This is a genomic window from Ancylobacter sp. G4_0304 (genome assembly GCF_047501495.1).
Classification (GTDB): Bacteria; Pseudomonadota; Alphaproteobacteria; order Rhizobiales; family Xanthobacteraceae; genus Ancylobacter.
In genome coordinates this window covers 52,187-74,529 of record NZ_JAZDRM010000021.1, presented here as the reverse complement: position 1 = coordinate 74,529, position 22,343 = coordinate 52,187, and the positions used below count along the sequence as shown (strand labels likewise).

General features: G+C 63.7%; 26 protein-coding genes. 24 read left to right on the top strand and 2 right to left on the bottom strand.

Going from position 1 to position 22,343, the window contains the following annotated elements:
- The first annotated feature begins 36 nt into the window (after positions 1-36).
- Both rpoB and rpoC read left to right on the top strand, forming a co-directional pair.
- On the top strand, positions 37-4,167 hold the full coding sequence (gene rpoB / locus VRZ77_RS13570; RefSeq protein ID WP_414593178.1) for a DNA-directed RNA polymerase subunit beta: 4,131 nt from the start codon (positions 37-39) through the stop codon (positions 4,165-4,167).
- Positions 4,168-4,298: 131 nt separating this feature from the next.
- Positions 4,299-8,489 carry a DNA-directed RNA polymerase subunit beta' gene (rpoC, locus tag VRZ77_RS13565; protein WP_414593177.1) on the top strand — a complete coding sequence of 1,397 codons (4,191 nt, stop codon included), beginning with the start codon at positions 4,299-4,301 and terminating at the stop codon, positions 8,487-8,489.
- A gap of 140 nt (positions 8,490-8,629) precedes the next feature.
- Here the strand turns inward: rpoC and VRZ77_RS13560 are convergent, their stop codons facing one another.
- Entirely contained in the window at positions 8,630-9,052 is a 423-nt protein-coding gene (locus VRZ77_RS13560) for an organic hydroperoxide resistance protein (protein ID WP_414593176.1), read from the bottom strand.
- A 177-nt stretch (positions 9,053-9,229) separates the two neighbouring features.
- On the opposite strand from VRZ77_RS13560, the gene VRZ77_RS13555 reads away from it, so the two are divergent.
- Positions 9,230-9,721, top strand: coding sequence for a MarR family winged helix-turn-helix transcriptional regulator (locus VRZ77_RS13555; RefSeq protein ID WP_414593189.1), 492 nt, complete (start codon positions 9,230-9,232; stop codon positions 9,719-9,721).
- Positions 9,722-9,851: 130 nt separating this feature from the next.
- Here the strand turns inward: VRZ77_RS13555 and VRZ77_RS13550 are convergent, their stop codons facing one another.
- The gene (locus tag VRZ77_RS13550) at positions 9,852-10,193 is read right to left on the bottom strand and encodes a hypothetical protein (protein WP_414593175.1); all 342 of its coding nucleotides are present in this window, start codon (positions 10,191-10,193) and stop codon (positions 9,852-9,854) included.
- On the opposite strand from VRZ77_RS13550, the gene rpsL reads away from it, so the two are divergent.
- From rpsL to rplF, 21 genes are all read left to right on the top strand, one after another.
- Entirely contained in the window at positions 10,180-10,551 is a 372-nt protein-coding gene (gene rpsL / locus VRZ77_RS13545; RefSeq protein ID WP_241616058.1) for a 30S ribosomal protein S12, read from the top strand. The two genes, VRZ77_RS13550 and rpsL, sit on opposite strands and share 14 nt — an antisense overlap.
- A gap of 11 nt (positions 10,552-10,562) precedes the next feature.
- Positions 10,563-11,033 carry a 30S ribosomal protein S7 gene (rpsG, locus tag VRZ77_RS13540; protein WP_241616059.1) on the top strand — a complete coding sequence of 157 codons (471 nt, stop codon included), beginning with the start codon at positions 10,563-10,565 and terminating at the stop codon, positions 11,031-11,033.
- Positions 11,034-11,060: 27 nt separating this feature from the next.
- Positions 11,061-13,136, top strand: coding sequence for an elongation factor G (fusA, locus tag VRZ77_RS13535; protein ID WP_414593174.1), 2,076 nt, complete (start codon positions 11,061-11,063; stop codon positions 13,134-13,136).
- Positions 13,137-13,224: 88 nt separating this feature from the next.
- Positions 13,225-14,415, top strand: a complete 1,191-nt coding sequence (tuf, locus tag VRZ77_RS13530) for an elongation factor Tu (RefSeq protein WP_414593173.1) — start codon at positions 13,225-13,227, stop codon at positions 14,413-14,415.
- Between the two features lie 115 nt (positions 14,416-14,530).
- Entirely contained in the window at positions 14,531-14,839 is a 309-nt protein-coding gene (gene rpsJ / locus VRZ77_RS13525; protein WP_013166261.1) for a 30S ribosomal protein S10, read from the top strand.
- Positions 14,840-14,860: 21 nt separating this feature from the next.
- Positions 14,861-15,607 carry a 50S ribosomal protein L3 gene (gene rplC / locus VRZ77_RS13520; protein ID WP_241616061.1) on the top strand — a complete coding sequence of 249 codons (747 nt, stop codon included), beginning with the start codon at positions 14,861-14,863 and terminating at the stop codon, positions 15,605-15,607.
- Positions 15,607-16,227 (top strand): 50S ribosomal protein L4, encoded by a 621-nt coding sequence (gene rplD / locus VRZ77_RS13515; protein WP_414593172.1) that lies wholly within the window; start codon positions 15,607-15,609, stop codon positions 16,225-16,227. Before rplC ends, rplD begins: the two co-directional genes overlap by 1 nt.
- A complete protein-coding gene (locus VRZ77_RS13510; protein WP_241616063.1) occupies positions 16,224-16,520 on the top strand; it encodes a 50S ribosomal protein L23 in 297 nt (98 codons plus the stop codon). The genes rplD and VRZ77_RS13510 overlap by 4 nt, the downstream gene beginning before the upstream one ends.
- 23 nt (positions 16,521-16,543) lie before the next feature.
- Positions 16,544-17,377: a 50S ribosomal protein L2 gene (gene rplB / locus VRZ77_RS13505; RefSeq protein WP_414593171.1), complete on the top strand. Its 834-nt coding sequence runs from the start codon at positions 16,544-16,546 to the stop codon at positions 17,375-17,377.
- Between the two features lie 17 nt (positions 17,378-17,394).
- Entirely contained in the window at positions 17,395-17,673 is a 279-nt protein-coding gene (rpsS, locus tag VRZ77_RS13500; RefSeq protein WP_267582832.1) for a 30S ribosomal protein S19, read from the top strand.
- Between the two features lie 10 nt (positions 17,674-17,683).
- The gene (gene rplV / locus VRZ77_RS13495; RefSeq protein WP_414593170.1) at positions 17,684-18,064 is read left to right on the top strand and encodes a 50S ribosomal protein L22; all 381 of its coding nucleotides are present in this window, start codon (positions 17,684-17,686) and stop codon (positions 18,062-18,064) included.
- Entirely contained in the window at positions 18,064-18,771 is a 708-nt protein-coding gene (rpsC, locus tag VRZ77_RS13490) for a 30S ribosomal protein S3 (protein ID WP_414593169.1), read from the top strand. Before rplV ends, rpsC begins: the two co-directional genes overlap by 1 nt.
- 27 nt (positions 18,772-18,798) lie before the next feature.
- Positions 18,799-19,212, top strand: a complete 414-nt coding sequence (rplP, locus tag VRZ77_RS13485; RefSeq protein WP_241616067.1) for a 50S ribosomal protein L16 — start codon at positions 18,799-18,801, stop codon at positions 19,210-19,212.
- A gap of 11 nt (positions 19,213-19,223) precedes the next feature.
- A complete protein-coding gene (gene rpmC, locus VRZ77_RS13480) occupies positions 19,224-19,433 on the top strand; it encodes a 50S ribosomal protein L29 (protein ID WP_414593168.1) in 210 nt (69 codons plus the stop codon).
- A 10-nt stretch (positions 19,434-19,443) separates the two neighbouring features.
- A complete protein-coding gene (rpsQ, locus tag VRZ77_RS13475) occupies positions 19,444-19,692 on the top strand; it encodes a 30S ribosomal protein S17 (protein WP_241616069.1) in 249 nt (82 codons plus the stop codon).
- 72 nt (positions 19,693-19,764) lie between these two features.
- Positions 19,765-20,133 (top strand): 50S ribosomal protein L14, encoded by a 369-nt coding sequence (rplN, locus tag VRZ77_RS13470; protein WP_163073307.1) that lies wholly within the window; start codon positions 19,765-19,767, stop codon positions 20,131-20,133.
- Positions 20,133-20,450, top strand: a complete 318-nt coding sequence (gene rplX, locus VRZ77_RS13465; protein WP_414593167.1) for a 50S ribosomal protein L24 — start codon at positions 20,133-20,135, stop codon at positions 20,448-20,450. Before rplN ends, rplX begins: the two co-directional genes overlap by 1 nt.
- The gene (gene rplE, locus VRZ77_RS13460; RefSeq protein ID WP_414593166.1) at positions 20,443-21,003 is read left to right on the top strand and encodes a 50S ribosomal protein L5; all 561 of its coding nucleotides are present in this window, start codon (positions 20,443-20,445) and stop codon (positions 21,001-21,003) included. Before rplX ends, rplE begins: the two co-directional genes overlap by 8 nt.
- Before the next feature lie 57 nt (positions 21,004-21,060).
- Positions 21,061-21,366 (top strand): 30S ribosomal protein S14, encoded by a 306-nt coding sequence (rpsN, locus tag VRZ77_RS13455; RefSeq protein WP_414593165.1) that lies wholly within the window; start codon positions 21,061-21,063, stop codon positions 21,364-21,366.
- Between the two features lie 13 nt (positions 21,367-21,379).
- Entirely contained in the window at positions 21,380-21,778 is a 399-nt protein-coding gene (rpsH, locus tag VRZ77_RS13450; protein ID WP_414593164.1) for a 30S ribosomal protein S8, read from the top strand.
- Positions 21,779-21,799: 21 nt separating this feature from the next.
- Positions 21,800-22,333: a 50S ribosomal protein L6 gene (gene rplF / locus VRZ77_RS13445; RefSeq protein ID WP_414593163.1), complete on the top strand. Its 534-nt coding sequence runs from the start codon at positions 21,800-21,802 to the stop codon at positions 22,331-22,333.
- Positions 22,334-22,343: the final 10 nt, after the last annotated feature.

The following is a 22,343-nucleotide window of genomic DNA, read 5'->3' as shown; positions in this document are numbered from 1 at the left end:
GGTGCAGACGTATACTCGGACGGAGCGAGGAGCGACATGGCGCAGACGTTCACCGGTCGTAAGCGGGTCCGCAAGTTTTTCGGCAAGATCCAGGAAGTGGCCGAGATGCCGAACCTCATCGAGGTTCAGAAGGCGTCCTATGACCAGTTCCTGCAGATCGTCGAGCCGAAGGGCGGGCGTGCGGACGACGGCATTCAGGCGGTTTTCAAGTCGGTTTTCCCGATCTCGGACTTTTCGGGCGCTGCCATGCTCGAATTCGTCCGCTACGAGTTCGAGCCGCCGAAATATGACGTGGACGAGTGCCGCCAGCGCGGCATGACGTTCGCGGCGCCGCTGAAGGTGACGCTGCGCCTGATCGTGTTCGATGTGGACCCGGATACCGGCGCGAAGTCCGTCAAGGACATCAAGGAGCAGGACGTCTACATGGGCGACATCCCGCTCATGACGATGAACGGCACCTTCATCGTGAACGGCACCGAGCGCGTGATCGTCTCGCAGATGCACCGTTCGCCGGGCGTGTTCTTCGACCACGACAAGGGCAAGACCCACTCCTCGGGCAAGCTGCTGTTCGCCGCCCGTATCATTCCCTATCGCGGTTCCTGGCTCGATATCGAGTTCGACGCCAAGGACATCGTGTTCGCGCGCATCGACCGTCGCCGCAAGATTCCGGTGACGAGCCTGCTGTTCGCGCTGGGTCTGGCCGGCGAGGAAATCCTCAACACCTTCTACGAGACCATCACCTTCGATCGCACGAAGGATGGATGGCGCATGCCTTTCGATCCCAAGCGGATGAAGGGCTACAAGGCCGTGTCCGATCTGGTCGATGCCGACACCGGCGAAGTCGTGATCGAGGCCGGCAAGAAGGTGACCGTGCGCCAGGCGCGCCAGCTCGCCGAGAAGGGCCTTAAGGCGCTCAAGATTTCCGACGACGAGATGATCGGCCAGTACGTGGCCGAGGACCTCGTGAACCCGCACACCGGCGAAATCTACGTCGAAGCGGGCGAGGAAGTCAGCGAGAAGATGCTGAAGCAGCTTGGTGAACTCGGCTATGACGAGCTCCCGATCCTTGACATCGACCATGTGAATATCGGCGCCTATATTCGCAACACGCTCGCGGTCGACAAGAACGTGACGCGCGAGGACGCGCTGTTCGACATCTACCGCGTGATGCGTCCGGGCGAGCCGCCGACCCTCGATTCCGCCCAGGCGATGTTCCACTCGTTGTTCTTCGACTCCGAGCGCTACGACCTCTCGGCCGTGGGCCGCGTGAAGATGAACATGCGCCTCGACCTCGACGCCGAGGATACCGTGCGTGTGCTGCGCCGCGAGGACATTCTCGCGGTCATCAAGACGCTGGTGGAGCTGCGCGACGGCAAGGGCGAGATCGACGACATCGACCACCTCGGCAACCGCCGTGTGCGCTCGGTCGGCGAGCTGATGGAAAATCAGTACCGCGTCGGCCTGCTGCGCATGGAGCGCGCCATCAAGGAGCGCATGTCCTCGGTCGACATCGACACCGTGATGCCGCAGGACCTGATCAACGCCAAGCCGGTGGCAGCCGCCGTGCGCGAGTTCTTCGGTTCCTCGCAGCTCTCGCAGTTCATGGACCAGACCAACCCGCTGTCGGAGATCACCCACAAGCGCCGTCTCTCGGCGCTTGGCCCGGGCGGTCTGACGCGCGAGCGTGCCGGCTTTGAGGTGCGCGACGTGCACCCGACGCATTACGGCCGCATCTGCCCGATTGAGACGCCGGAAGGCCCGAACATCGGCCTTATCAACTCGCTGGCGACCTTCGCCCGCGTGAACAAGTACGGCTTCATCGAGGCGCCCTACCGTCGCGTCCGCGACAGCCAGGTGCAGGACGAGGTGGTCTATCTCTCCGCCATGGAGGAGGGGAAGTACTACGTCGCGCAGGCCAACATCCCGCTCGACGCGGAAGGCCGCTTCACCGAGGACCTGATCGTCTGCCGTCACGCCGGCGACGTGCTCCTGGTGACGCCGGACCGCGTGGACTTCATGGACGTGTCGCCGAAGCAGCTCGTTTCGGTCGCGGCCGCGCTCATCCCGTTCCTTGAGAACGACGACGCGAACCGCGCGCTGATGGGCTCGAACATGCAGCGCCAGGCGGTGCCGCTGGTTCGCGCCGACGCGCCCTTCGTCGGTACCGGCATGGAAGCCGTGGTCGCCCGCGATTCCGGCGCCGCCATCGCCGCGCGCCGCACCGGCGTGATCGACCAGGTGGACGCCACCCGTATCGTCATCCGCGCGACGGAAGAGAACGATCCGTCGAAGTCGGGCGTCGACATCTACCGGCTGCAGAAGTTCCAGCGTTCCAACCAGTCGACCTGCATCAACCAGCGTCCGCTGGTGCGCGTGGGTGACACGGTGAAGAAGGGCGACATCATCGCGGACGGTCCCTCGACCGACCTCGGCGATCTGGCGCTCGGCCGGAACATCCTCGTCGCGTTCATGCCGTGGAACGGCTACAACTTCGAGGACTCGATCCTGCTGTCCGAGAACATCTCGAAGGGCGACATCTTCTCGTCGATCCATATCGAGGAGTTCGAGGTGATGGCCCGCGACACCAAGCTGGGTCCCGAGGAAATCACCCGCGACATCCCGAACGTCTCGGAAGAGGCGCTCAGGAACCTGGACGAAGCCGGCATCGTGTATATCGGCGCCGAAGTTCAGGCCGGCGACATCCTCTGCGGCAAGATCACCCCGAAGGGCGAAAGCCCGATGACCCCGGAAGAAAAGCTGCTGCGCGCCATCTTCGGCGAGAAGGCGGCCGACGTGCGCGACACCTCGCTGCGCGTTCCCCCGGGCGTCACCGGCACGGTGGTCGAGGTGCGCGTGTTCAACCGCCACGGCGTGGACAAGGACGAGCGTGCCCAGGCCATCGAGCGCGAGGAGATCGAGCGTCTCGCCAAGGACCGTGACGACGAGCAGGCGATCCTCGATCGCAACGTGTTCGGCCGTCTCGCTGAGATGCTGGACGGCAAGACCGCGGTCGCCGGCCCGAAGGGCTTCAAGAAGGACACGGTGCTGACCCGCTCGCTGATGACGGATTATCCGCGCAGCCAGTGGTGGCAGTTCGCCGTGGCCGACGACAAGCTGATGAGCGAGCTGGAAGCGATCCGCAACCAGTACGACGAGTCGAAGAAGCGCCTTGAGCAGCGCTTCCTCGACAAGGTCGAGAAGCTGCAGCGCGGCGACGAGCTGCCGCCCGGCGTGATGAAGATGGTCAAGGTCTTCATCGCGGTGAAGCGCAAGATCCAGCCGGGCGACAAGATGGCCGGCCGGCATGGCAACAAGGGCGTGGTCTCGCGCATCGTCCCGGTCGAGGACATGCCGTTCCTTGAGGACGGCACCCCGGTCGACATGGTGCTCAACCCGCTCGGCGTGCCCTCGCGCATGAATGTCGGGCAGATTCTCGAAACCCATCTGGGCTGGGCCTGCGCGGGCCTTGGCAAGGTGATCGACCGTGCGATCGAACAATATCGCGCGGCCAACGAGATCGCCCCGCTCAAGGACGCGTTCGCCAAGATCTATGGCGCAGACGAGACCATCGCCTCGCTCGACGAGGAAGGTCTGGTCGAGCTGGGATCGAACCTGCGTCGCGGCGTTCCGATCGCCACTCCGGTGTTCGACGGTGCCCGCGAGGCGGACATTGAGCGCATGCTGGAACTGGCTGGCCTCGACAAGTCCGCGCAGTCGACCCTGTTCGACGGCCGCACCGGCGAGCAGTTCGACCGTCGGGTGACCGTCGGCTACATCTACATGCTGAAGCTGCATCATCTTGTGGACGACAAGATCCATGCGCGCTCGATCGGCCCGTACTCGCTCGTCACCCAGCAGCCGCTGGGCGGCAAGGCGCAGTTCGGCGGCCAGCGCTTCGGCGAAATGGAGGTGTGGGCGCTGGAGGCGTATGGCGCGGCCTATACGCTGCAGGAAATGCTCACCGTGAAGTCGGACGACGTCGCCGGCCGCACCAAGGTCTACGAGGCGATCGTCCGCGGCGACGACACGTTCGAGGCGGGCATTCCCGAGAGCTTCAACGTTCTCGTGAAGGAAATGCGCTCGCTTGGCCTGAATGTGGAGCTGATGAACTCCAAGACGCAGAGCGCGGTGCCGGGCGCGGGCGAGAGCCTGCCGGCGGCCGAGTAAGCCACCATTAACCCCGCGCGCGGAGGGCCTTTTGGCTTTCTGCGCGCGTCGACCGCGCCAAACGACCAGACTTTTCCGTGACCCTGTTCACCCGCGACGGCGAGGAACGGGTCCAGCCGAAGGAGACGGCGATGAATCAAGAGATGATGAATCTCTTCAATCCGGCGGCGCCTGCGCCGACCTTCGATCAGATCAAGATCTCGATCGCGAGCCCGGAAAAGATCCAGTCCTGGTCGTTCGGCGAGATCAAGAAGCCGGAGACCATCAACTACCGGACCTTCAAGCCCGAGCGTGACGGCCTGTTCTGCGCGCGCATCTTCGGTCCGATCAAGGACTACGAGTGCTTGTGCGGCAAGTATAAGCGCATGAAGTACAAGGGCATCATCTGCGAGAAGTGCGGCGTCGAGGTCACCCTCTCGCGCGTGCGCCGCGAGCGCATGGGCCACATCGAGCTGGCCGCTCCCGTCGCGCATATCTGGTTCCTGAAGTCGCTCCCGAGCCGCATCGGCCTGCTGCTCGACATGACGCTCAAGGACCTCGAGCGCATCCTGTACTTCGAATATTACTGCGTGATCGAGCCGGGCCTCACCCCGCTGAAGGAGCGTCAGCTCCTCTCGGAAGAGGATTATCTGCGCGCGCAGGAAGAATATGGCGATGACTCGTTCACCGCGCTGATCGGTGCGGAGGCGATCCGCGAGCTGCTGCGCGGCATGGATCTGGAAAAGATCGCCGGCAACCTGCGCAAGGAGATCGCCGAGGCGACCACCGAGCTGAAGCCCAAGAAGCTCGCCAAGCGCCTGAAGATCGTCGAGGCGTTCCAGCTGTCCGGCAACAAGCCGGAATGGATGATCCTGACGCATGTCCCGGTCATTCCGCCGGACCTGCGTCCGCTGGTGCCGCTGGACGGCGGCCGCTTCGCGACCTCGGATCTCAACGACCTGTATCGCCGCGTCATCAACCGCAACAACCGCCTCAAGCGGCTGATCGAGCTGAAGGCGCCGGACATCATCATCCGCAACGAGAAGCGCATGCTTCAGGAAGCGGTCGATGCGCTGTTCGACAACGGCCGTCGCGGCCGCGTCATCACCGGCGCCAACAAGCGCCCGCTGAAGTCGCTTGCCGACATGCTGAAGGGCAAGCAGGGCCGGTTCCGTCAGAACCTGCTCGGCAAGCGCGTCGACTATTCCGGCCGTTCGGTGATCGTGGTCGGTCCCGAGCTGAAGCTGCACCAGTGCGGCCTGCCGAAGAAGATGGCGCTGGAGCTGTTCAAGCCCTTCATCTATTCGCGTCTCGACGCGAAGGGTCTCTCTGCGACCGTGAAGCAGGCGAAGAAGCTGGTCGAGAAGGAGCGTCCCGAGGTGTGGGACATCCTCGACGAGGTGATCCGCGAGCATCCGGTGATGCTGAACCGCGCCCCGACGTTGCACCGCCTCGGCATCCAGGCCTTCGAGCCGGTGCTGATCGAGGGCAAGGCGATCCAGCTGCACCCGCTGGTTTGCTCGGCCTTCAACGCGGACTTCGACGGCGACCAGATGGCGGTCCACGTGCCGCTGTCGATCGAGGCGCAGCTCGAAGCGCGCGTGCTGATGATGTCGACCAACAACATCCTGCACCCGGCGAACGGCGCGCCGATCATCGTGCCGTCGCAGGACATCGTGCTCGGCCTGTACTATCTCACCATGATGCGTGAGGGTGAGCCCGGCGAGGGCATGGCCTTCGCCAATATGGGCGAGATCGACCACGCGCTGGCTGCCAAGGTCATCACGCTGCACACCAAGGTGCGCGGGCGCTATATCGGCGTGGATGAGGACGGCAACGAGGTCTCCAAGATCTACGAGACCACGCCCGGCCGCATGAAGCTCGGCGAACTGCTGCCCAAGACCGCGAAGACTCCTTACGACGTCGTCAACAAGCTGATGACCAAGAAGGAAATCTCGAACATGATCGACACCGTCTACCGCCATTGCGGTCAGAAGGAGACGGTCATCTTCTGCGATCGCATCATGACGCTCGGCTTCACCAACGCGTTCCGCGCCGGCATTTCCTTCGGCAAGGACGACATGGTGGTGCCCTCCAAGAAGTGGGACATGGTCGAAGAGACCCGTGCGCTCACCAAGGAGTACGAGCAGCAGTACAATGACGGCCTGATTACCCAGGGCGAGAAGTACAACAAGGTCGTCGACGCGTGGGGCAAGTGCTCCGCCCGCCTCGCCGACGAGATGATGGCCGAGATTTCGGCGGTGAAGAAGGACCCGGTGACGGGCCGCGAGAAGCAGATCAACTCGATCTACATGATGGCGCATTCCGGCGCGCGTGGTTCGCGTGAGCAGATGCGCCAGCTTGCGGCGATGCGCGGCCTGATGGCCAAGCCCTCGGGCGAGATCATCGAGACGCCGATCATCTCGAACTTCAAGGAAGGCCTGTCCGTGCTCGAGTACTTCAACTCGACCCACGGTGCCCGTAAGGGTCTGGCCGACACCGCGCTGAAGACCGCGAACTCGGGCTACCTGACCCGTCGCCTCGTCGACGTGGCGCAGGACAGCATCATCACGGTGCGCGACTGCGGCACGACCAACGGCATCGCCATGCGTGCGATCATCGACGCCGGCAACATCGTCGCGACGCTGGGCTCGCGCGTCCTCGGCCGCACTGCGGCGGAAGACGTGATCGAGGGCGGCACGGGCAATGTGCTGGTTCCGGCCGGCCACATGATGGACGAGGCGGATGTCGAGCGCATCAGCAAGGCTGGTGTGCAGGAGATCAAGATCCGCTCCGTGCTGACCTGCGAAGCCAAGAGCGGCGTCTGCGGCACCTGCTATGGCCGCGACCTGGCGCGCGGCACGCCGGTGAACATGGGCGAGGCGGTTGGCGTCATCGCGGCGCAGTCGATCGGCGAGCCGGGCACCCAGCTTACCATGCGTACCTTCCACATCGGCGGCGCGGCGCAGCTCTCTGAGCAGTCCTTCATCGAGGCCTCGTTCGAGGGCACGGTGAAGATCCGCAACCGCAACGTGGTGCGGAACTCGGACGGCGAACTGATCGCGATGAGCCGCAACCTGTCCGTCCTGATCATCGATCACGACGGTTCGGAAAAGGCGGCGCACCGTATCCAGTTCGGCGCCAAGCTGAAGGTGGATGATGGCGACGCCATTAAGCGCGGCCAGCGCATCGCGGAGTGGGACCCCTATACCCGCCCGATCCTCACCGAGGTCGAGGGTACGGTCGGGTTCGAGGACCTGGTGGAAGGCGCATCGCTGAGCGAGACGGTCGACGAGTCGACCGGCATCGCCAAGCGCGTCGTCACCGACTGGCGCACGGGCCGCGCGTCCGAACTGCGCCCGGCGATGATCGTGCGCGGCGCGGACGGCAAGATCGCCAAGCTGCCGCGCGGCGGCGAGGCGCGCTACACCCTGCCGGTGGACGCGATCATCTCGGCCGATCCGGGTGCCACGGTTAAGGCGGGCGACGCGCTCGCCCGCGTGCCGATGGAAAGCGCCAAGACCCGCGACATCACGGGCGGTCTGCCGCGCGTGGCCGAACTGTTCGAGGCGCGTCGTCCGAAGGATGCGGCGATCATCGCCGAGATTGCCGGCACGATCCGCTTTGGCAAGGACTACAAGAACAAGCGCCGCCTCACGATCGAGCCGCAGGACTCGACCGACGAGGCCGTCGAGTACCTGATCCCGAAGGGCAAGCACATCCATCTCCAGGATGGCGACCTCGTCGAGAAGGGCGACTTTATCGTCGACGGCAACCCCGCGCCGCACGACATCCTGGCGATCAAGGGCGTCGAGGAACTCGCCGCCTATCTCGTGAACGAGATCCAGGAGGTCTATCGTCTGCAGGGCGTGCTCATCAACGACAAGCACATCGAGGTGATCGTTCGCCAGATGCTGCAGAAGGTCGAGATCGACGACGCTGGTGACAGCGACCTGCTCACCAATGAGCAGATCGATGTCTCGGAGCTGAACGAGATCAACGAGGTGCTGATCGCGGAAGGCAAGAAGCCGGCGGCCGGTCACCCGGTGCTGCTCGGTATCACCAAGGCTTCGCTGCAGACGCGTTCGTTCATCTCCGCGGCCTCGTTCCAGGAGACCACCCGCGTCCTCACCGAGGCGGCGGTCAACGGCAAGTCCGACGACCTGGGCGGCCTGAAGGAGAACGTGATCGTCGGCCGGCTGATCCCGGCAGGCACCGGCGCGCAGATGTCCAAGCTGCGCGTCACCGCGACCTCGCGCGACGATCTCATCGTGGCGCAGAACGAGCAGGAAATGGCGCCGGCCAACGTGCCGGCCCTTGAAGGGCCGACCCCGGCGGAGTGATCCGCCGCCTGTCGGCTCGACCAACCAAAAATGGAAAAGGCCGCTCCTCACGGAGCGGCCTTTTTCTTTGGCACCGACCAGCATGACAAAAAGGGTCGCCCGGCGACGGGCGACCCTTGTAATTACGCGGCATTCCGGTGTCAGGCGACCGTCAGGCGCACATCGAGGCTGCCCTTGGTGGCATGCGAATAGGGGCAGACGACATGAGCGCGCTGTACCAGATCTTCCGCCACCGAGCGCTCGATGCCGGGAAGGGCAATCGTCAACGCCACGTCGAGCCCGAAGCCCTGGCCGTCGTCGCGCGGGCCGATGCCGACATCGGCGGTGACGGTGCTGTCTTCCGCGACCTTGATCTTGAGCTGGCCGGCCACGAACTTGATGGCGCCCAGGAAACAGGCGGAATAGCCGGCTGCAAACAGCTGCTCGGGATTATTGCCGGGACCGCCCGGCCCGCCGAGCTCCTTCGGCGTGACCAGATCGACCTTGAGCGCGCCATCATAGGTGGCGGCGGAACCGGTGCGACCGCCAGTGGCCGTAGCCTGGGTCTTGTAGAGAACCTTCATGATCAGCACTCCTGATGTGGCGCCGCAGCGCCGGTTGGTTGCATCGATGAAATATCGTGCGCGATAGAAATCTGATAGCGTGCGTTTCGGCCGGCGTCTAGCGAAAAGTTATCGCAATAACTATTATTGTGCGATGATAGCCTGAAAGGGATGCCTCGGGAGAGTGAGATGAGCGACATGCGCGATGTGCTGCGGCTGGAGAGCCAGTTCTGCTTCGCCCTGTATTCGGCAGCCCATGCGGTGATGCGCAGCTATCGGCCGCTGCTGGAGCAGCTGGGCCTGACCTATCCGCAGTACCTCGTGATGCTGGTGCTGTGGGAGGAGCCCGAGCAGACCGTGGGCGGCATCGCCGACCGTCTGCTGCTCGATTCGAGCACTCTCACCCCGCTGCTCAAGCGGCTGGAGGGCATGGGGCTGATCACCCGTCGGCGCAATCCCGCCAATGAGCGCCAGCTCATCGTGGCGCTGACTGGCGAGGGCAGGGCGCTCCGCGACAAGGCAGAATCGATTCCTCAGGCGATTCTCGGCGCCTCGGGACATGACCTGCCGAATCTGCTGCGCCTGCGGGACGAGCTGGTCGCGACGCGCGATTCTTTCGCCGCGACTCAGGGCGGGGATAATCCGCCGTCAGATGTTGTTGCCGCCGGCGAGCGGGTTAAGATGGTGTAAAGAACGGCCGTTTCGGCACGAAACCGCCAAATGGCGCTCTCAGACAGGGCGCCGGGCCTTCACGAACCCGCAAGGTTGCTCGCTTTCTCGCTTGACTTGGGACGAGTCGGCGCGTAGAAGGCGCCTACTTTCACGGCAGGCGGTTGGATTTACCGCGTTCGGGCGCCATGCCCAGGCACAGAAATCCAAGACGCTGCCGGAACGCAAGCATGACCATAACCGGCGCATGATCGCGCAGCGGCAGCTCAGCTGCCCGTGTGATCCTCTGAACGTTAGCGCCCTCGGCCAGTTTCGGCCGGCGGCGCGTTTTTCGTTCGCAGTCTGTTCGGTACGCCGGTTCGCCGGTCACATGCTCACTGTTCCGAACCGTTGAGAGATCCATGCGGTTGCGGCCGCGGAATTTGGTTCGCGAAGGGGCGCTCTTGCCCTGATCGCAAGCGAGACGAAGGCGAGAAGAAGTGCCGACGATCAACCAGCTGATCCGCAAGCCGCGGGATGCCCAGAAGGCGCGGAACAAGGTTCCTGCGCTGCAGGCCAGCCCGCAGAAGCGCGGCGTTTGCACCCGCGTCTACACCACGACCCCGAAGAAGCCGAACTCGGCGCTTCGTAAGGTCGCCAAGGTTCGTTTGACCAATGGCTATGAAGTCATCGGTTACATCCCTGGCGAAGGTCACAATCTTCAGGAGCACTCCGTGGTGATGATCCGCGGCGGCCGCGTGAAGGACCTTCCGGGCGTGCGCTACCACATCCTGCGTGGCGTGCTCGATACGCAGGGCGTCAAGAATCGCAAGCAGCGCCGTTCGAAGTACGGCGCGAAGCGGCCGAAGTGAGGATCTGAACGATGTCCCGTCGCCACCGTGCAGAGCGTCGCGAAGTTACCCCGGATCCGAAGTTCGGTTCCGAGGTGCTGAGCCGCTTCATGAATGCCGTCATGTATGACGGCAAGAAGTCGGTCGCCGAACAGATCGTCTACGGCGCGCTCGATATCGTCGAGAGCCGTGCGAAGTCCGAGCCGCTGGGTGTGTTCACCCAGGCGCTCGACAATGTCAGCCCGGCGATCGAAGTGCGCTCGCGCCGCGTCGGCGGCGCCACCTACCAGGTTCCGGTCGAAGTTCGCCCCGAGCGCCGTCAGGCGCTGGCGATCCGTTGGCTGATCATCGCGGCTCGTGCCCGCAACGAGAAGACCATGGTCGAGCGGCTGTCGGGCGAACTGCTCGATGCTTCGAATAATCGCGGCACCGCCGTGAAGAAACGTGAAGACACCCACCGCATGGCGGAGGCGAACCGCGCCTTCTCTCACTACCGTTGGTGATGAAGAGAGCCGGGACGAGGATCTGATATGTCGCGCATTAATGCCATCGAAGACTACCGTAATTTCGGCATCATGGCCCACATCGATGCCGGGAAGACCACGACCACTGAGCGGATCCTCTATTACACCGGCAAGAGCCACAAGATCGGTGAAGTCCATGATGGCGCCGCCACCATGGACTGGATGACCCAGGAGCAGGAGCGCGGCATCACCATTACGTCCGCCGCGACGACCGCTTTCTGGCACGGCAAGCGTCTGAACATCATCGACACCCCCGGCCACGTCGACTTCACCATTGAAGTCGAGCGTTCGCTGCGCGTGCTCGACGGTGCAGTCTGCGTGCTCGACGGCAACCAGGGCGTCGAGCCCCAGACCGAGACCGTGTGGCGCCAAGCCGACAAGTACAACGTGCCGCGCATTGTGTTCGTCAACAAGATGGACAAGACCGGCGCGGATTTCTTCCGCTGCGTGGAGATGATCATCGACCGCGTGGACGGCAAGCCGGTGTGCTGCCAGCTCCCGATCGGCTCGGAGAACAACTTCAAGGGCATCATCGACCTCGTCCGCATGAAGGCGGTCGTGTGGGACAATGAAGAGCTCGGCGCGAAGTATCACGACGAAGAAATTCCGGCGGAGTTGCTTGACCAGGCGGTCGAGTATCGCGGCAAGCTTCTCGAAGCGGCTGTGGAACTCGACGACGACGTTCTGTCCGCCTATCTCGATGGCGTTGAGCCGGACGAGCAGACCCTCAAGGGCCTGATCCGCAAGGCCGTCATTGGTCGCGTGTTCAACCCGGTGTTCTGCGGTTCGGCCTTCAAGAACAAGGGCGTGCAGCCCCTGCTCGACGCGGTCTGCGATTTCCTGCCGTCGCCGATCGATCGTGGCGCCATCAAGGGCATCGACTTCGACACCGAGGAAGAGACCGTTCGCAAGCCGAGCGACACCGATCCGCTGTCGGTCCTCGCGTTCAAGATCATGGACGACCCGTTCGTCGGCACCATCACCTTCTGCCGCATCTATTCGGGCAAGCTGGAGACCGGCATGGGTCTCCTGAACTCGACCCGCGACAAGAAGGAGCGCGTCGGCCGCATGCTGCTGATGCATGCGAACAACCGTGAGGACATCAAGGAAGCCTATGCGGGCGACATCGTCGCTCTCGCCGGCCTCAAGGAAGTCCGCACCGGCGACACGCTGTGCGACCCGGCCAAGCCGGTGATCCTCGAAAAGATGGAGTTCCCGGAACCCGTCATCGAGATCGCGATCGAGCCGAAGTCGAAGGCCGACCAGGAGAAGCTGGGCCTGGCGCTCGCCAAGCTGGCGGCTGAGGATCCGTCCTTCCGCGTGTCGACTGACCACGAGAGCGGCCAGACCATCCTCAAGGGCATGGGCGAACTGCACCTCGACATCAAGGTCGACATCCTGAAGCGCACCTACAAGGTCGATGCCAACATCGGCGCTCCGCAGGTGGCCTATCGCGAGACGATCACCCGCAAGACCGAGGTCGACTACACCCACAAGAAGCAGACCGGTGGTACCGGCCAGTTCGCACGGGTCAAGTTCACGGTCGAGCCGAACGAAGTCGGCAAGGGCTTCGCGTTCGAGAGCGCGATCGTCGGCGGCGCGGTGCCGAAGGAATATATCCCCGGCGTCAACAAGGGTCTGGAAAGCGTGCTCGGTTCGGGCGTGCTGGCCGGCTTCCCGGTGGTCGACGTCAAGGTGACCCTCACCGACGGCGCGTTCCACGAAGTCGACTCGTCGGCGCTCGCCTTCGAAATCGCCTCGCGTGCGGCGTTCCGTGAAGCCCTGCAGAAGGGTGGCGCGGTGCTCCTCGAGCCGATCATGAAGGTCGAGGTGGTGACGCCTGAAGACTACACCGGCTCGGTCATCGGCGACCTCAACTCCCGCCGCGGCCAGATCCAGGGCCAGGACATGCGTGGCAACGCCAACGTCGTGAACGCGATGGTGCCGCTCGCCAACATGTTCGGCTACGTCAATACGCTGCGGTCCTTCTCGCAGGGCCGCGCGACCTTCACCATGCAGTTCGACCACTACGAGCAGGTGCCGTCGAACGTCGCTCAGGAGGTTCAGGCCAAGTACGCCTGATAAAGGATGCCAAGGTATTCAATGCCTTGGCGCCTGCCTTTCGAGTGATTTCGTATCAACATTGAATACAAGACCGACGGAGAGCCCCGTGGCCAAAGAGAAATTCAACCGTTCGAAGCCTCACTGCAACATTGGCACGATTGGTCACGTTGACCACGGCAAGACGTCGCTGACGGCTGCGATCACGAAGGTTCTGGCGGAAGCCGGTGGCGCGACGTTCACGGCGTACGACCAGATTGACAAGGCGCCGGAAGAGAAGGCGCGCGGCATCACGATCTCGACGGCGCACGTCGAGTACGAGACGCCGAACCGTCACTATGCGCATGTCGACTGCCCCGGCCACGCCGATTATGTGAAGAACATGATCACCGGCGCGGCGCAGATGGACGGCGCGATCCTGGTTGTGTCGGCGGCGGACGGCCCGATGCCGCAGACCCGCGAGCACATCCTGCTCGCCCGTCAGGTCGGCGTGCCGGCTCTGGTGGTGTTCCTGAACAAGTGCGACATGGTCGACGACGAGGAGCTTCTTGAGCTCGTGGAGCTCGAGGTTCGCGAGCTTCTGTCGAAGTACGACTTCCCGGGCGACGATATTCCGATCATTCGCGGCTCGGCGCTTGTCGCGCTTGAGAATGGCGACCCGAAGCTGGGCCATGACGCGGTTCTGGAGCTGATGAAGGCGGTCGACGCCTACATCCCGCAGCCGGAGCGTCCGGTTGACCTGCCGTTCCTGATGCCGATCGAGGACGTGTTCTCGATCTCGGGTCGCGGCACGGTGGTGACGGGCCGCGTCGAGCGCGGGATCATCAAGGTCGGCGAGGAAGTCGAGATCGTGGGCATCCGCCCGACGGTTAAGACGACGGTGACCGGCGTGGAAATGTTCCGCAAGCTGCTCGACCAGGGCCAGGCCGGCGACAATGTCGGCATTCTGGTTCGCGGCACGAAGCGCGAGGACGTGGAGCGCGGCCAGGTGGTGTGCAAGCCGGGTTCGGTGAAGCCGCACACCAAGTTCAAGGCCGAGGCGTACATCCTGACGAAGGAAGAGGGCGGCCGCCACACGCCGTTCTTCACCAACTACCGTCCGCAGTTCTACTTCCGCACGACGGACGTGACGGGCATCGTCACGCTTCCGGAGGGCACGGAAATGGTGATGCCGGGCGACAACATCACGGTTGACGTGGCGCTGATCGTTCCGATCGCGATGGAAGAGAAGCTCCGCTTCGCCATCCGCGAAGGCGGCCGCACCGTCGGCGCCGGCGTCGTCGCCTCCATCATCGAGTGATGGACTGAATAATCCGGGGGGCGCCGGTTCGCCCGTGCGCCCCTTTTTCGTGGAGCTCGTCAAAGAGCCCTCTCGGCGAGCCCCAAGCGGCCACCCTCTGGGAGCCTGAAGTCAGATGAACGGCCAGAACATTCGAATCCGCCTCAAGGCGTTCGACCACCGGATACTCGACGCTTCGACGCGTGAGATCGTCTCCACTGCGAAGCGCACCGGCGCTCAGGTTCGCGGGCCCATCCCGCTGCCGACTCGCATCGAGAAGTTCACGGTCAATCGTTCGCCTCACGTGGACAAGAAGTCTCGTGAACAGTTCGAAATGCGGACGCACAAGCGTCTGCTGGACATTGTCGACCCGACGCCCCAGACGGTGGACGCGCTGATGAAGCTCGACCTCGCCGCCGGCGTTGACGTCGAGATCAAGCTCTAAGAAAGGCGAGGGGACACGGCCATGCGGTCAGGCGTCATCGCCCAGAAGGTCGGAATGACCCGCATCTTCACCGATGCAGGCGAGCATATTCCGGTCACTGTGCTCAAAGTCGATAATTGCCAGGTGGTTGCCCACCGTACCCTGGACAAGAACGGTTATGTGGCTGTTCAGCTCGGCGTCGGCCGGGCCAAGCCGCAGAACACCACGCGTGCCATGCGCGGCCACTTCGCGGTTGCGAAGGTCGAGCCCAAGCGCAAGCTCGCGGAGTTCCGCGTCGAGGAGAACGAGCTGATCCCGGTCGGGGCCGAGCTCACGGTGGACCATTTCGTGGTTGGTCAGTTCGTCGATGTGACGGGCACCTCCACGGGTAAGGGTTTCGCCGGTGGCATGAAGCGCCACAATTTCGGCGGCCTGCGCGCCACGCACGGCGTGTCGGTCTCGCACCGTTCGATCGGTTCGACCGGTGGCCGTCAGGACCCGGGCAAGACCTTCAAGAACAAGAAGATGCCCGGTCACATGGGCGTCGAGACCGTGACCACGCAGAACCTCAAGGTTGTGCACACCGATGTCGAGCGCGGGCTGATCGCGGTCGAGGGTGCGGTTCCCGGTCACAAGGGCGGCTGGATCCTGGTCGCTGACGCGGTGAAGAAGAAGCTGCCGGCCGAAGCGCCGAAGCCCGGCAAGTTCCGCCTTCCGGGCGAAGCTGACGAAGCTCCGGCTGCCGACGTCGCTCCCGCGGCCGAGGTTGCGGCTGAGGAGAACGTGTGATGGAACTCGCCGTCAAAACGCTTGAAGGGGCCGAAGCCGGCTCCGTGACGCTCTCGGACGAGATTTTCGGCCTTGAGCCCCGGCAGGACATCCTGCACCGCATGGTGACGTGGCAGCTCGCCCGCCGCCAGGCTGGCACGCACGAGACGCTCTCCCGCGCGGACGTCAACCGCACCAAGCGGAAGATGTACAAGCAGAAGGGCACCGGCGGCGCCCGCCACGGCGCGGCTTCCGCTCCGCAGTTCCGCGGCGGCGCCAAGGCGTTCGGCCCGGTGCAGCGCAGCCATGCGTCCGACCTTCCCAAGAAGGTCCGTGCGCTCGCTCTCAAGCATGCGCTGTCGACCAAGGCCAAGGATCAGCAGATCCTGGTGCTGGACGACGCCACGCTGTCCGAGCCGAAGACCAAGCTGCTCAAGGAGCGTCTGGCGGGCCTCGGCCTCGACAACGCCCTCGTGATCTCGGGTGCGGAAGTCGATGCCAATTTCGGCCTCGCCTCGCGCAACATCAACCACCTCGACGTGCTGCCCGTGCAGGGCATCAACGTCTACGACATCCTGCGCCGTCGCACTCTGGTGCTGACGAAGGCGGCTGTCGACGCTCTGGAGGCGCGCTTCAAATGAGTCTGGATCCGCGCCACTACGACGTCATCGTGTCCCCGGTGATCACCGAGAAGGCCACGGTTGCGTCCGAGCACAACAAGGTCGTCTTCAAGGTTGCTCTGACGGCTACCAAGCCGCAGATCAAGGAAGCGGTCGAGAAGCTCTTCGACGTCAAGGTGAAGAGCGTCAACACGCTGGTCCGTAAGGGTAAGACGAAAGTCTTCAAGGGCCGCAAGGGTGTACAGAACGACGTGAAGAAGGCGGTTGTGACCCTCGCCGAGGGGCACTCCATCGACATCACGACCGGTCTGTGAGCCTGGCATAGGGGATCAGAGACATGGCGCTCAAAACCTTCAAGCCGGTAACGCCGAGCCTTCGCCAGCTCGTCATCGTCGACCGCTCGGGCCTTTACAAGGGCAAGCCGGTCAAGACGCTGACGGAAGGCAAGTCCGAGTCCGGCGGCCGCAACAACACCGGCCGGGTCACCGTCCGCTTCCGTGGCGGCGGCCACAAGCAGGCCTATCGCCTGGTCGACTTCAAGCGCGCCAAGCGTGACGTGCCGGCCGTGGTCGAGCGTATCGAGTACGACCCGAACCGCACCGCGTTCATTGCCCTCATCAAGTATGAGGACGGCGAGCTGTCCTACATCCTGGCCCCGCAGCGCCTCGCCGTCGGCGACAAGGTGATCTCGGCCAAGAGCGTGGACGTGAAGCCCGGCAACACGGCTCCGCTCGGCAACCTGCCGGTCGGCACGATCGTGCACAATGTCGAGCTGAAGATCGGGAAGGGCGGCCAGATCGCCCGCTCCGCCGGCGCCTATGCGCAGATCGTCGGTCGCGACCAGGGTTACGTGATCCTGCGTCTGAACTCCGGCGAGCAGCGTCTGGTGCACGGCGAGTGCTGCGCGACCGTCGGCGCGGTGTCGAACGCCGACCACATGAACACCAATCTCGGCAAGGCCGGCCGCAGCCGCTGGCTGGGCCGCATGCCGCATAACCGTGGTGTCACGATGAACCCGGTCGACCATCCGCACGGCGGCGGCGAAGGCCGCACCTCGGGTGGCCGCCATCCGGTCACTCCCTGGGGCTTCCCCACCAAGGGCAAGAAGACCCGGAAGAACAAGTCGACCGGAAAGTTCATCCTGTCGAGCCGTCACGCCCGCAAGAAGTGAGCGAGGGAATCTGAATTATGTCTCGATCGGTCTGGAAAGGTCCGTTCGTCGACGGCTACCTCCTCAAGAAGGCGGAAGCCGCGCGCAGCTCGGGTCGTCATGACGTCGTCAAGATCTGGAGCCGTCGCTCCACGATCCTGCCCCAGTTCGTGGGCGTCACGTTCGGCGTTTACAACGGCAACAAGCATGTCCCGGTCTCGGTGAGCGAAGACATGGTTGGCCACAAGTTCGGCGAGTTCGCCCCGACCCGTACCTATTACGGGCACGCGGCGGACAAGAAAGCCAAGCGGAAGTAGAGGCAGGGTCATGGGTAAGGCAGCTCGTCCGCGCACGCTCGCGGATACGGAAGCCAAGGCGGTTGCGCGCAATCTCCGCGTCAGCCCCCAGAAGCTCAATCTCGTCGCCGGCCTGATCCGGGGGAAGAAGGTCGCCAGCGCTCTGGCTGACCTGCAGTTCTCCCGCAAGCGGATCGCGGGCGATGTGAAGAAGTGCCTGGAATCGGCGATCGCCAATGCCGAGAACAATCATGAGCTGGACGTCGACGATCTCATCGTCGCGGAAGCCCATGTCGGCAAGGGTCTGGTGATGAAGCGCTTCGCGGCCCGCGCCCGTGGCCGCGCCAGCCGGATCGAGAAGCCGTTCTCGCATATCACCATCGTGGTGCGCGAAGTCGAGGAGAAGGCCTGATGGGTCAGAAGGTCAACCCGGTCGGGCTCCGGCTCGGCATCAACCGCACCTGGGACTCGCGCTGGTTCGCCGGCAAGAGCGAGTACGGCCAGCTGCTGCACGAAGACATCAAGATCCGCGAGATGCTGCTGAAGCTGCTGAAGCAGGCGGCTGTCTCCAAGATCGTGATCGAGCGTCCGCACAAGAAGTGCCGCGTGACCATCTACTCGGCGCGTCCGGGCGTGGTGATCGGCAAGAAGGGCGCGGACATCGACAAGCTGCGCAAGAAGGTCTCGGAGATGACCGCCTCCGAGGTGTTCATCAACATCGTCGAGATTCGGAAGCCGGAAATCGATGCGCGCCTCGTCGCCGAATCGATCGCCCAGCAGCTTGAGCGCCGTGTGGCATTCCGTCGCGCCATGAAGCGCGCCGTGCAGTCCGCGATGCGTCTCGGCGCCGAAGGCATTCGTATCAATTGCTCCGGCCGTCTCGGCGGCGCGGAAATCGCGCGTCTCGAATGGTATCGTGAAGGGCGCGTGCCGCTTCACACCTTGCGCGCGGACGTGGATTACGGTACGGCCACCGCCTTCACCACCTACGGCACCTGCGGTGTCAAGGTTTGGATCTTCAAGGGCGAGATTCTCGAGCATGATCCGATGGCGCAGGACAAGCGTCAGGCGGAGCAGGAGCCCTCGGGCGGTCGTTCTTCACGTCGCGACGCGGCGTGAGATCAATAAAGGAATAAGAGGCGCGACATGCTGCAACCGAAGCGCACAAAGTTCCGCAAGCAGTTCAAGGGCCGTATCAACGGCACTGCGAAGGGCGGGACTGACCTCAATTTCGGCCAGTTTGGCCTGAAGGCGCTGGAACCCGAGCGGGTCACCGCTCGCCAGATCGAAGCCGCGCGCCGCGCGCTGACCCGTCACATGAAGCGTGCGGGCCGGGTGTGGATTCGGGTGTTCCCCGATGTGCCGGTGTCGTCGAAGCCGACCGAAGTCCGCATGGGTAAGGGCAAGGGCGCTCCCGATTATTGGGCCGCCAAGGTCAAGCCCGGCCGTATCATGTTCGAGATCGATGGCGTGAGCCAGGAGATCGCCAAGGAAGCGCTGACGCTGGCCGCTGCCAAGCTGCCGATCAAGACGCGCTTCGTCGAACGTATCGTCGAGTGACGGGGGATATGATGACCAAGGCTTCCGACATTCGGACCAAGACCGCTGACGAGCTGTCCGACGAGCTGCTGAAGCTCAAGAAGGAACAGTTCAACCTGCGCTTCCAGAAGGCGACGGGCCAGCTCGAGAATACCGCGCGTGTGCGTCAGATCCGCCGCGATATCGCCCGGATCAAGACCGTTCAGGTGCAGAAGGCCGCTGTCGCGGCCCAGGCTAAGTGAGGAGACAGCGATGCCGAAGCGTTTGCTGCAGGGCGTCGTGGTGAGCGACAAGCAGGACAAGACCGTCGTGGTTCGTGTCGAGCGTCGTTTCACTCATCCGCTTCTGAAGAAGACCGTCCGCCGTTCCAAGAAGTACCACGCCCATGACGAGGCGAACTCCTGGAAGGAAGGCGACACTGTGTGGATCGAGGAGCACCGCCCCTTGTCCAAGCTGAAGCACTGGATCGTGGTCCAGGGCGAGAAGCGGGTTGAAGTCTGAGCTTCCCGGCAACGGGGTTGAGGGTGCGCCGGTCTTACGGCAGCGCGCAATTTTACGAGAAATAGGTGCGTCATGATCCAGATGCAGACCAATCTCGACGTGGCGGACAATTCCGGCGCGCGTCGCGTCATGTGCATCAAGGTGCTTGGCGGTTCGAAGCGTAAGTACGCTCATGTCGGCGACATCATCGTGGTGTCGGTGAAGGAAGCGATTCCGCGCGGCCGCGTTAAGAAGGGCGACGTGATGAAGGCGGTCGTGGTTCGCACGGCCAAGGACATCCGCCGCGTGGACGGTACGGTTATCCGCTTCGATCGCAATGCGGCCGTGCTGATCAACAACAACAAGGAGCCGGTCGGCACGCGTATCTTCGGACCGGTTCCGCGCGAGCTACGCGCGAAGAACCACATGAAGATCATCTCGCTGGCGCCGGAGGTGCTTTGATGGCCGCTAAGATCAAGAAGGGCGACAAGGTCGTCGTCCTCGCCGGCCGCGACAAGGGCCGCACCGGCGAAGTGTTTGAAGTGCTTCCCAAGGACAACACCGCGAAGGTGCGCGGCGTGAACCTGGTGAAGCGTCACCAGCGGCAGACCGCGAACCAGGAAGGTGGGATTATCTCCAAGGAGGCTCCCATCGATCTGTCGAACATCGCGATCGCCGATCCTAAGGACGGCAAGCCGACCCGCGTCGGCTTCCTTGTGCAGGCGGATGGCACCAAGGTGCGCGTCGCCAAGCGCTCGGGGGAGAAGATCGATGGCTGAGACCAACTACACTCCGCGCATGAAGTCTCATTATGAGACCGTCGTGCGCAAGGCCATGATCGAGCAGTTCGGCTACGCCAACCCCATGGAAGTGCCGACGATCGAGAAGATCGTCATCAACATGGGCGTGGGTGAAGCCACCGCCGACACCAAGAAGGTGCAGACCGCCGCTGGCGACCTCGCGCTGATCGCCGGCCAGAAGCCGGTCGTCACCCGGGCCCGGAAGGCGATCTCGAACTTCAAGCTGCGCGAGAACCAGCCGGTCGGCGCGAAGGTCACCCTTCGCAAGACCCGCATGTATGAGTTCGTCGACCGTCTCGTGAACATCGCGCTGCCCCGCGTGCGCGACTTCCGCGGCCTGAACCCCAAGAGCTTCGATGGCCGCGGCAATTATGCCCTGGGCATCAAGGAGCACATCGTGTTCCCGGAGATCAACTACGACAAGGTTGATCAGATGTGGGGCATGGACATCATTGTCGTGACGACGGCGAAGACCGACGACGAGGCGCGCGCGCTTCTCAAGGCCTTCAATTTCCCGTTCATCGCGAAGTAAGCATCCCCTTCCGGCTGTGGGGCGGGAGCCCCAAACGCGGAGACTAGGAGCAAGACCATGGCTAAGAAAAGCGCGGTCGAGAAGAACGAACACCGCCGGAAGCTCGCCAAGAGCTATGCCGGCAAGCGTTCGCGTCTCAAGGCCCTCGTGAGTAACAAGGAACTGCCGATCGAGGAGCGCTTCGCGGCGGTTCTCAAGCTGGCCCAGCTGCCCCGCAACTCGGCGCAGGTCCGCGTTCGCAACCGTTGCGAAGTGACCGGCCGTCCGCGTGCGTTCTATCGCAAGCTGAAGATGAGCCGTATCGCGCTGCGCGAGCTCGGTTCGCAGGGCCAGGTGCCCGGCCTTGTCAAGTCGAGCTGGTGAGGAGGGCTGATCCATGTCTACCACTGATCCGATCAGCGACCTGATCACCCGCATCCGCAATGCGCAGATGCGTCGCAAGGAAAAGATCTCCACCCCCGGCTCGCGTCTGCGCGCCTCGGTGCTGGACGTGCTGACCACCGAGGGCTTCATTCGCGGCTACACCGCGTCTGAGCCGGTGAACGGACGTTCGGAGTTCGAGATCGAGCTCAAGTACTATGACGGCGAGCCCGTGATCCGCGAGATTTCGCGCGTGTCGAAGCCCGGCCGCCGGGTCTACTCGTCCGTCAAGACCCTTCCCCGCGTCGCCAACGGTCTCGGCGTCGCTGTCGTCTCCACGCCGCAGGGCGTGATGGCGGACCACGAAGCCCGCGACAAGAACGTGGGCGGCGAGGTCCTCTTCACGGTCTTCTGATCGGAGAAGGAGAGAGAGCACATGTCCAAGATCGGCAAAGCCCCCATTACCGTCCCCGCCGGCGTCACCGCCTCGGTCGACGGCCAGACCGTCAAGGTCAAGGGCCCCAAGGGCGCCCTGGAAGTCACCATCGTCGACGAGATCGGCGCCAGCCTTGAGAACGGCGTGATCGAGTTCAAGCCGCGCGGCGAGACCAACCGTCACCGCGCGATGTGGGGCCTCTCCCGCACGCTGGTGTCGAACATCGTCGAAGGCGTCACCAAGGGCTTCGAGAAGAAGCTTGAGATCAACGGCGTCGGCTATCGCGCCGCGGTGCAGGGCAAGAACCTGAACCTCGCGCTCGGCTACAGCCACGACGTGATCTACGCGATCCCGGAAGGCATCCAGATCGCAACGCCGAAGCCGACGGAGATCGTCGTGTCCGGTATCGACCGCCAGAAGGTCGGTCAGGTCGCCGCCGAGATCCGCGAGTATCGCGGCCCCGAGCCCTATAAGGGCAAGGGCGTCAAGTACGCCGGCGAATTCATCTTCCGCAAGGAAGGCAAGAAGAAGTAACGGAATCGGA

Bases quoted from the DNA above. Each gene is read 5' to 3' on its own strand.
- rpoB (WP_414593178.1), top strand. From the start codon at position 37: ATGGCGCAGACGTTCACCGGTCGTAAGCGGGTCCGCAAGTTTTTCGGC.
- rpoC (WP_414593177.1), top strand. From the start codon at position 4,299: ATGAATCAAGAGATGATGAATCTCTTCAATCCGGCGGCGCCTGCGCCG.
- VRZ77_RS13560 (WP_414593176.1), bottom strand. From the start codon at position 9,052: ATGAAGGTTCTCTACAAGACCCAGGCTACGGCCACTGGCGGTCGCACC.
- VRZ77_RS13555 (WP_414593189.1), top strand. From the start codon at position 9,230: ATGCGCGATGTGCTGCGGCTGGAGAGCCAGTTCTGCTTCGCCCTGTAT.
- rpsG (WP_241616059.1), top strand. From the start codon at position 10,563: ATGTCCCGTCGCCACCGTGCAGAGCGTCGCGAAGTTACCCCGGATCCG.
- fusA (WP_414593174.1), top strand. From the start codon at position 11,061: ATGTCGCGCATTAATGCCATCGAAGACTACCGTAATTTCGGCATCATG.
- rpsJ (WP_013166261.1), top strand. From the start codon at position 14,531: ATGAACGGCCAGAACATTCGAATCCGCCTCAAGGCGTTCGACCACCGG.
- rplC (WP_241616061.1), top strand. From the start codon at position 14,861: ATGCGGTCAGGCGTCATCGCCCAGAAGGTCGGAATGACCCGCATCTTC.
- rplD (WP_414593172.1), top strand. From the start codon at position 15,607: ATGGAACTCGCCGTCAAAACGCTTGAAGGGGCCGAAGCCGGCTCCGTG.
- VRZ77_RS13510 (WP_241616063.1), top strand. From the start codon at position 16,224: ATGAGTCTGGATCCGCGCCACTACGACGTCATCGTGTCCCCGGTGATC.
- rplB (WP_414593171.1), top strand. From the start codon at position 16,544: ATGGCGCTCAAAACCTTCAAGCCGGTAACGCCGAGCCTTCGCCAGCTC.
- rpsS (WP_267582832.1), top strand. From the start codon at position 17,395: ATGTCTCGATCGGTCTGGAAAGGTCCGTTCGTCGACGGCTACCTCCTC.
- rplV (WP_414593170.1), top strand. From the start codon at position 17,684: ATGGGTAAGGCAGCTCGTCCGCGCACGCTCGCGGATACGGAAGCCAAG.
- rpsC (WP_414593169.1), top strand. From the start codon at position 18,064: ATGGGTCAGAAGGTCAACCCGGTCGGGCTCCGGCTCGGCATCAACCGC.
- rplP (WP_241616067.1), top strand. From the start codon at position 18,799: ATGCTGCAACCGAAGCGCACAAAGTTCCGCAAGCAGTTCAAGGGCCGT.
- rpmC (WP_414593168.1), top strand. From the start codon at position 19,224: ATGACCAAGGCTTCCGACATTCGGACCAAGACCGCTGACGAGCTGTCC.
- rpsQ (WP_241616069.1), top strand. From the start codon at position 19,444: ATGCCGAAGCGTTTGCTGCAGGGCGTCGTGGTGAGCGACAAGCAGGAC.
- rplN (WP_163073307.1), top strand. From the start codon at position 19,765: ATGATCCAGATGCAGACCAATCTCGACGTGGCGGACAATTCCGGCGCG.
- rplX (WP_414593167.1), top strand. From the start codon at position 20,133: ATGGCCGCTAAGATCAAGAAGGGCGACAAGGTCGTCGTCCTCGCCGGC.
- rplE (WP_414593166.1), top strand. From the start codon at position 20,443: ATGGCTGAGACCAACTACACTCCGCGCATGAAGTCTCATTATGAGACC.
- rpsN (WP_414593165.1), top strand. From the start codon at position 21,061: ATGGCTAAGAAAAGCGCGGTCGAGAAGAACGAACACCGCCGGAAGCTC.
- rpsH (WP_414593164.1), top strand. From the start codon at position 21,380: ATGTCTACCACTGATCCGATCAGCGACCTGATCACCCGCATCCGCAAT.
- rplF (WP_414593163.1), top strand. From the start codon at position 21,800: ATGTCCAAGATCGGCAAAGCCCCCATTACCGTCCCCGCCGGCGTCACC.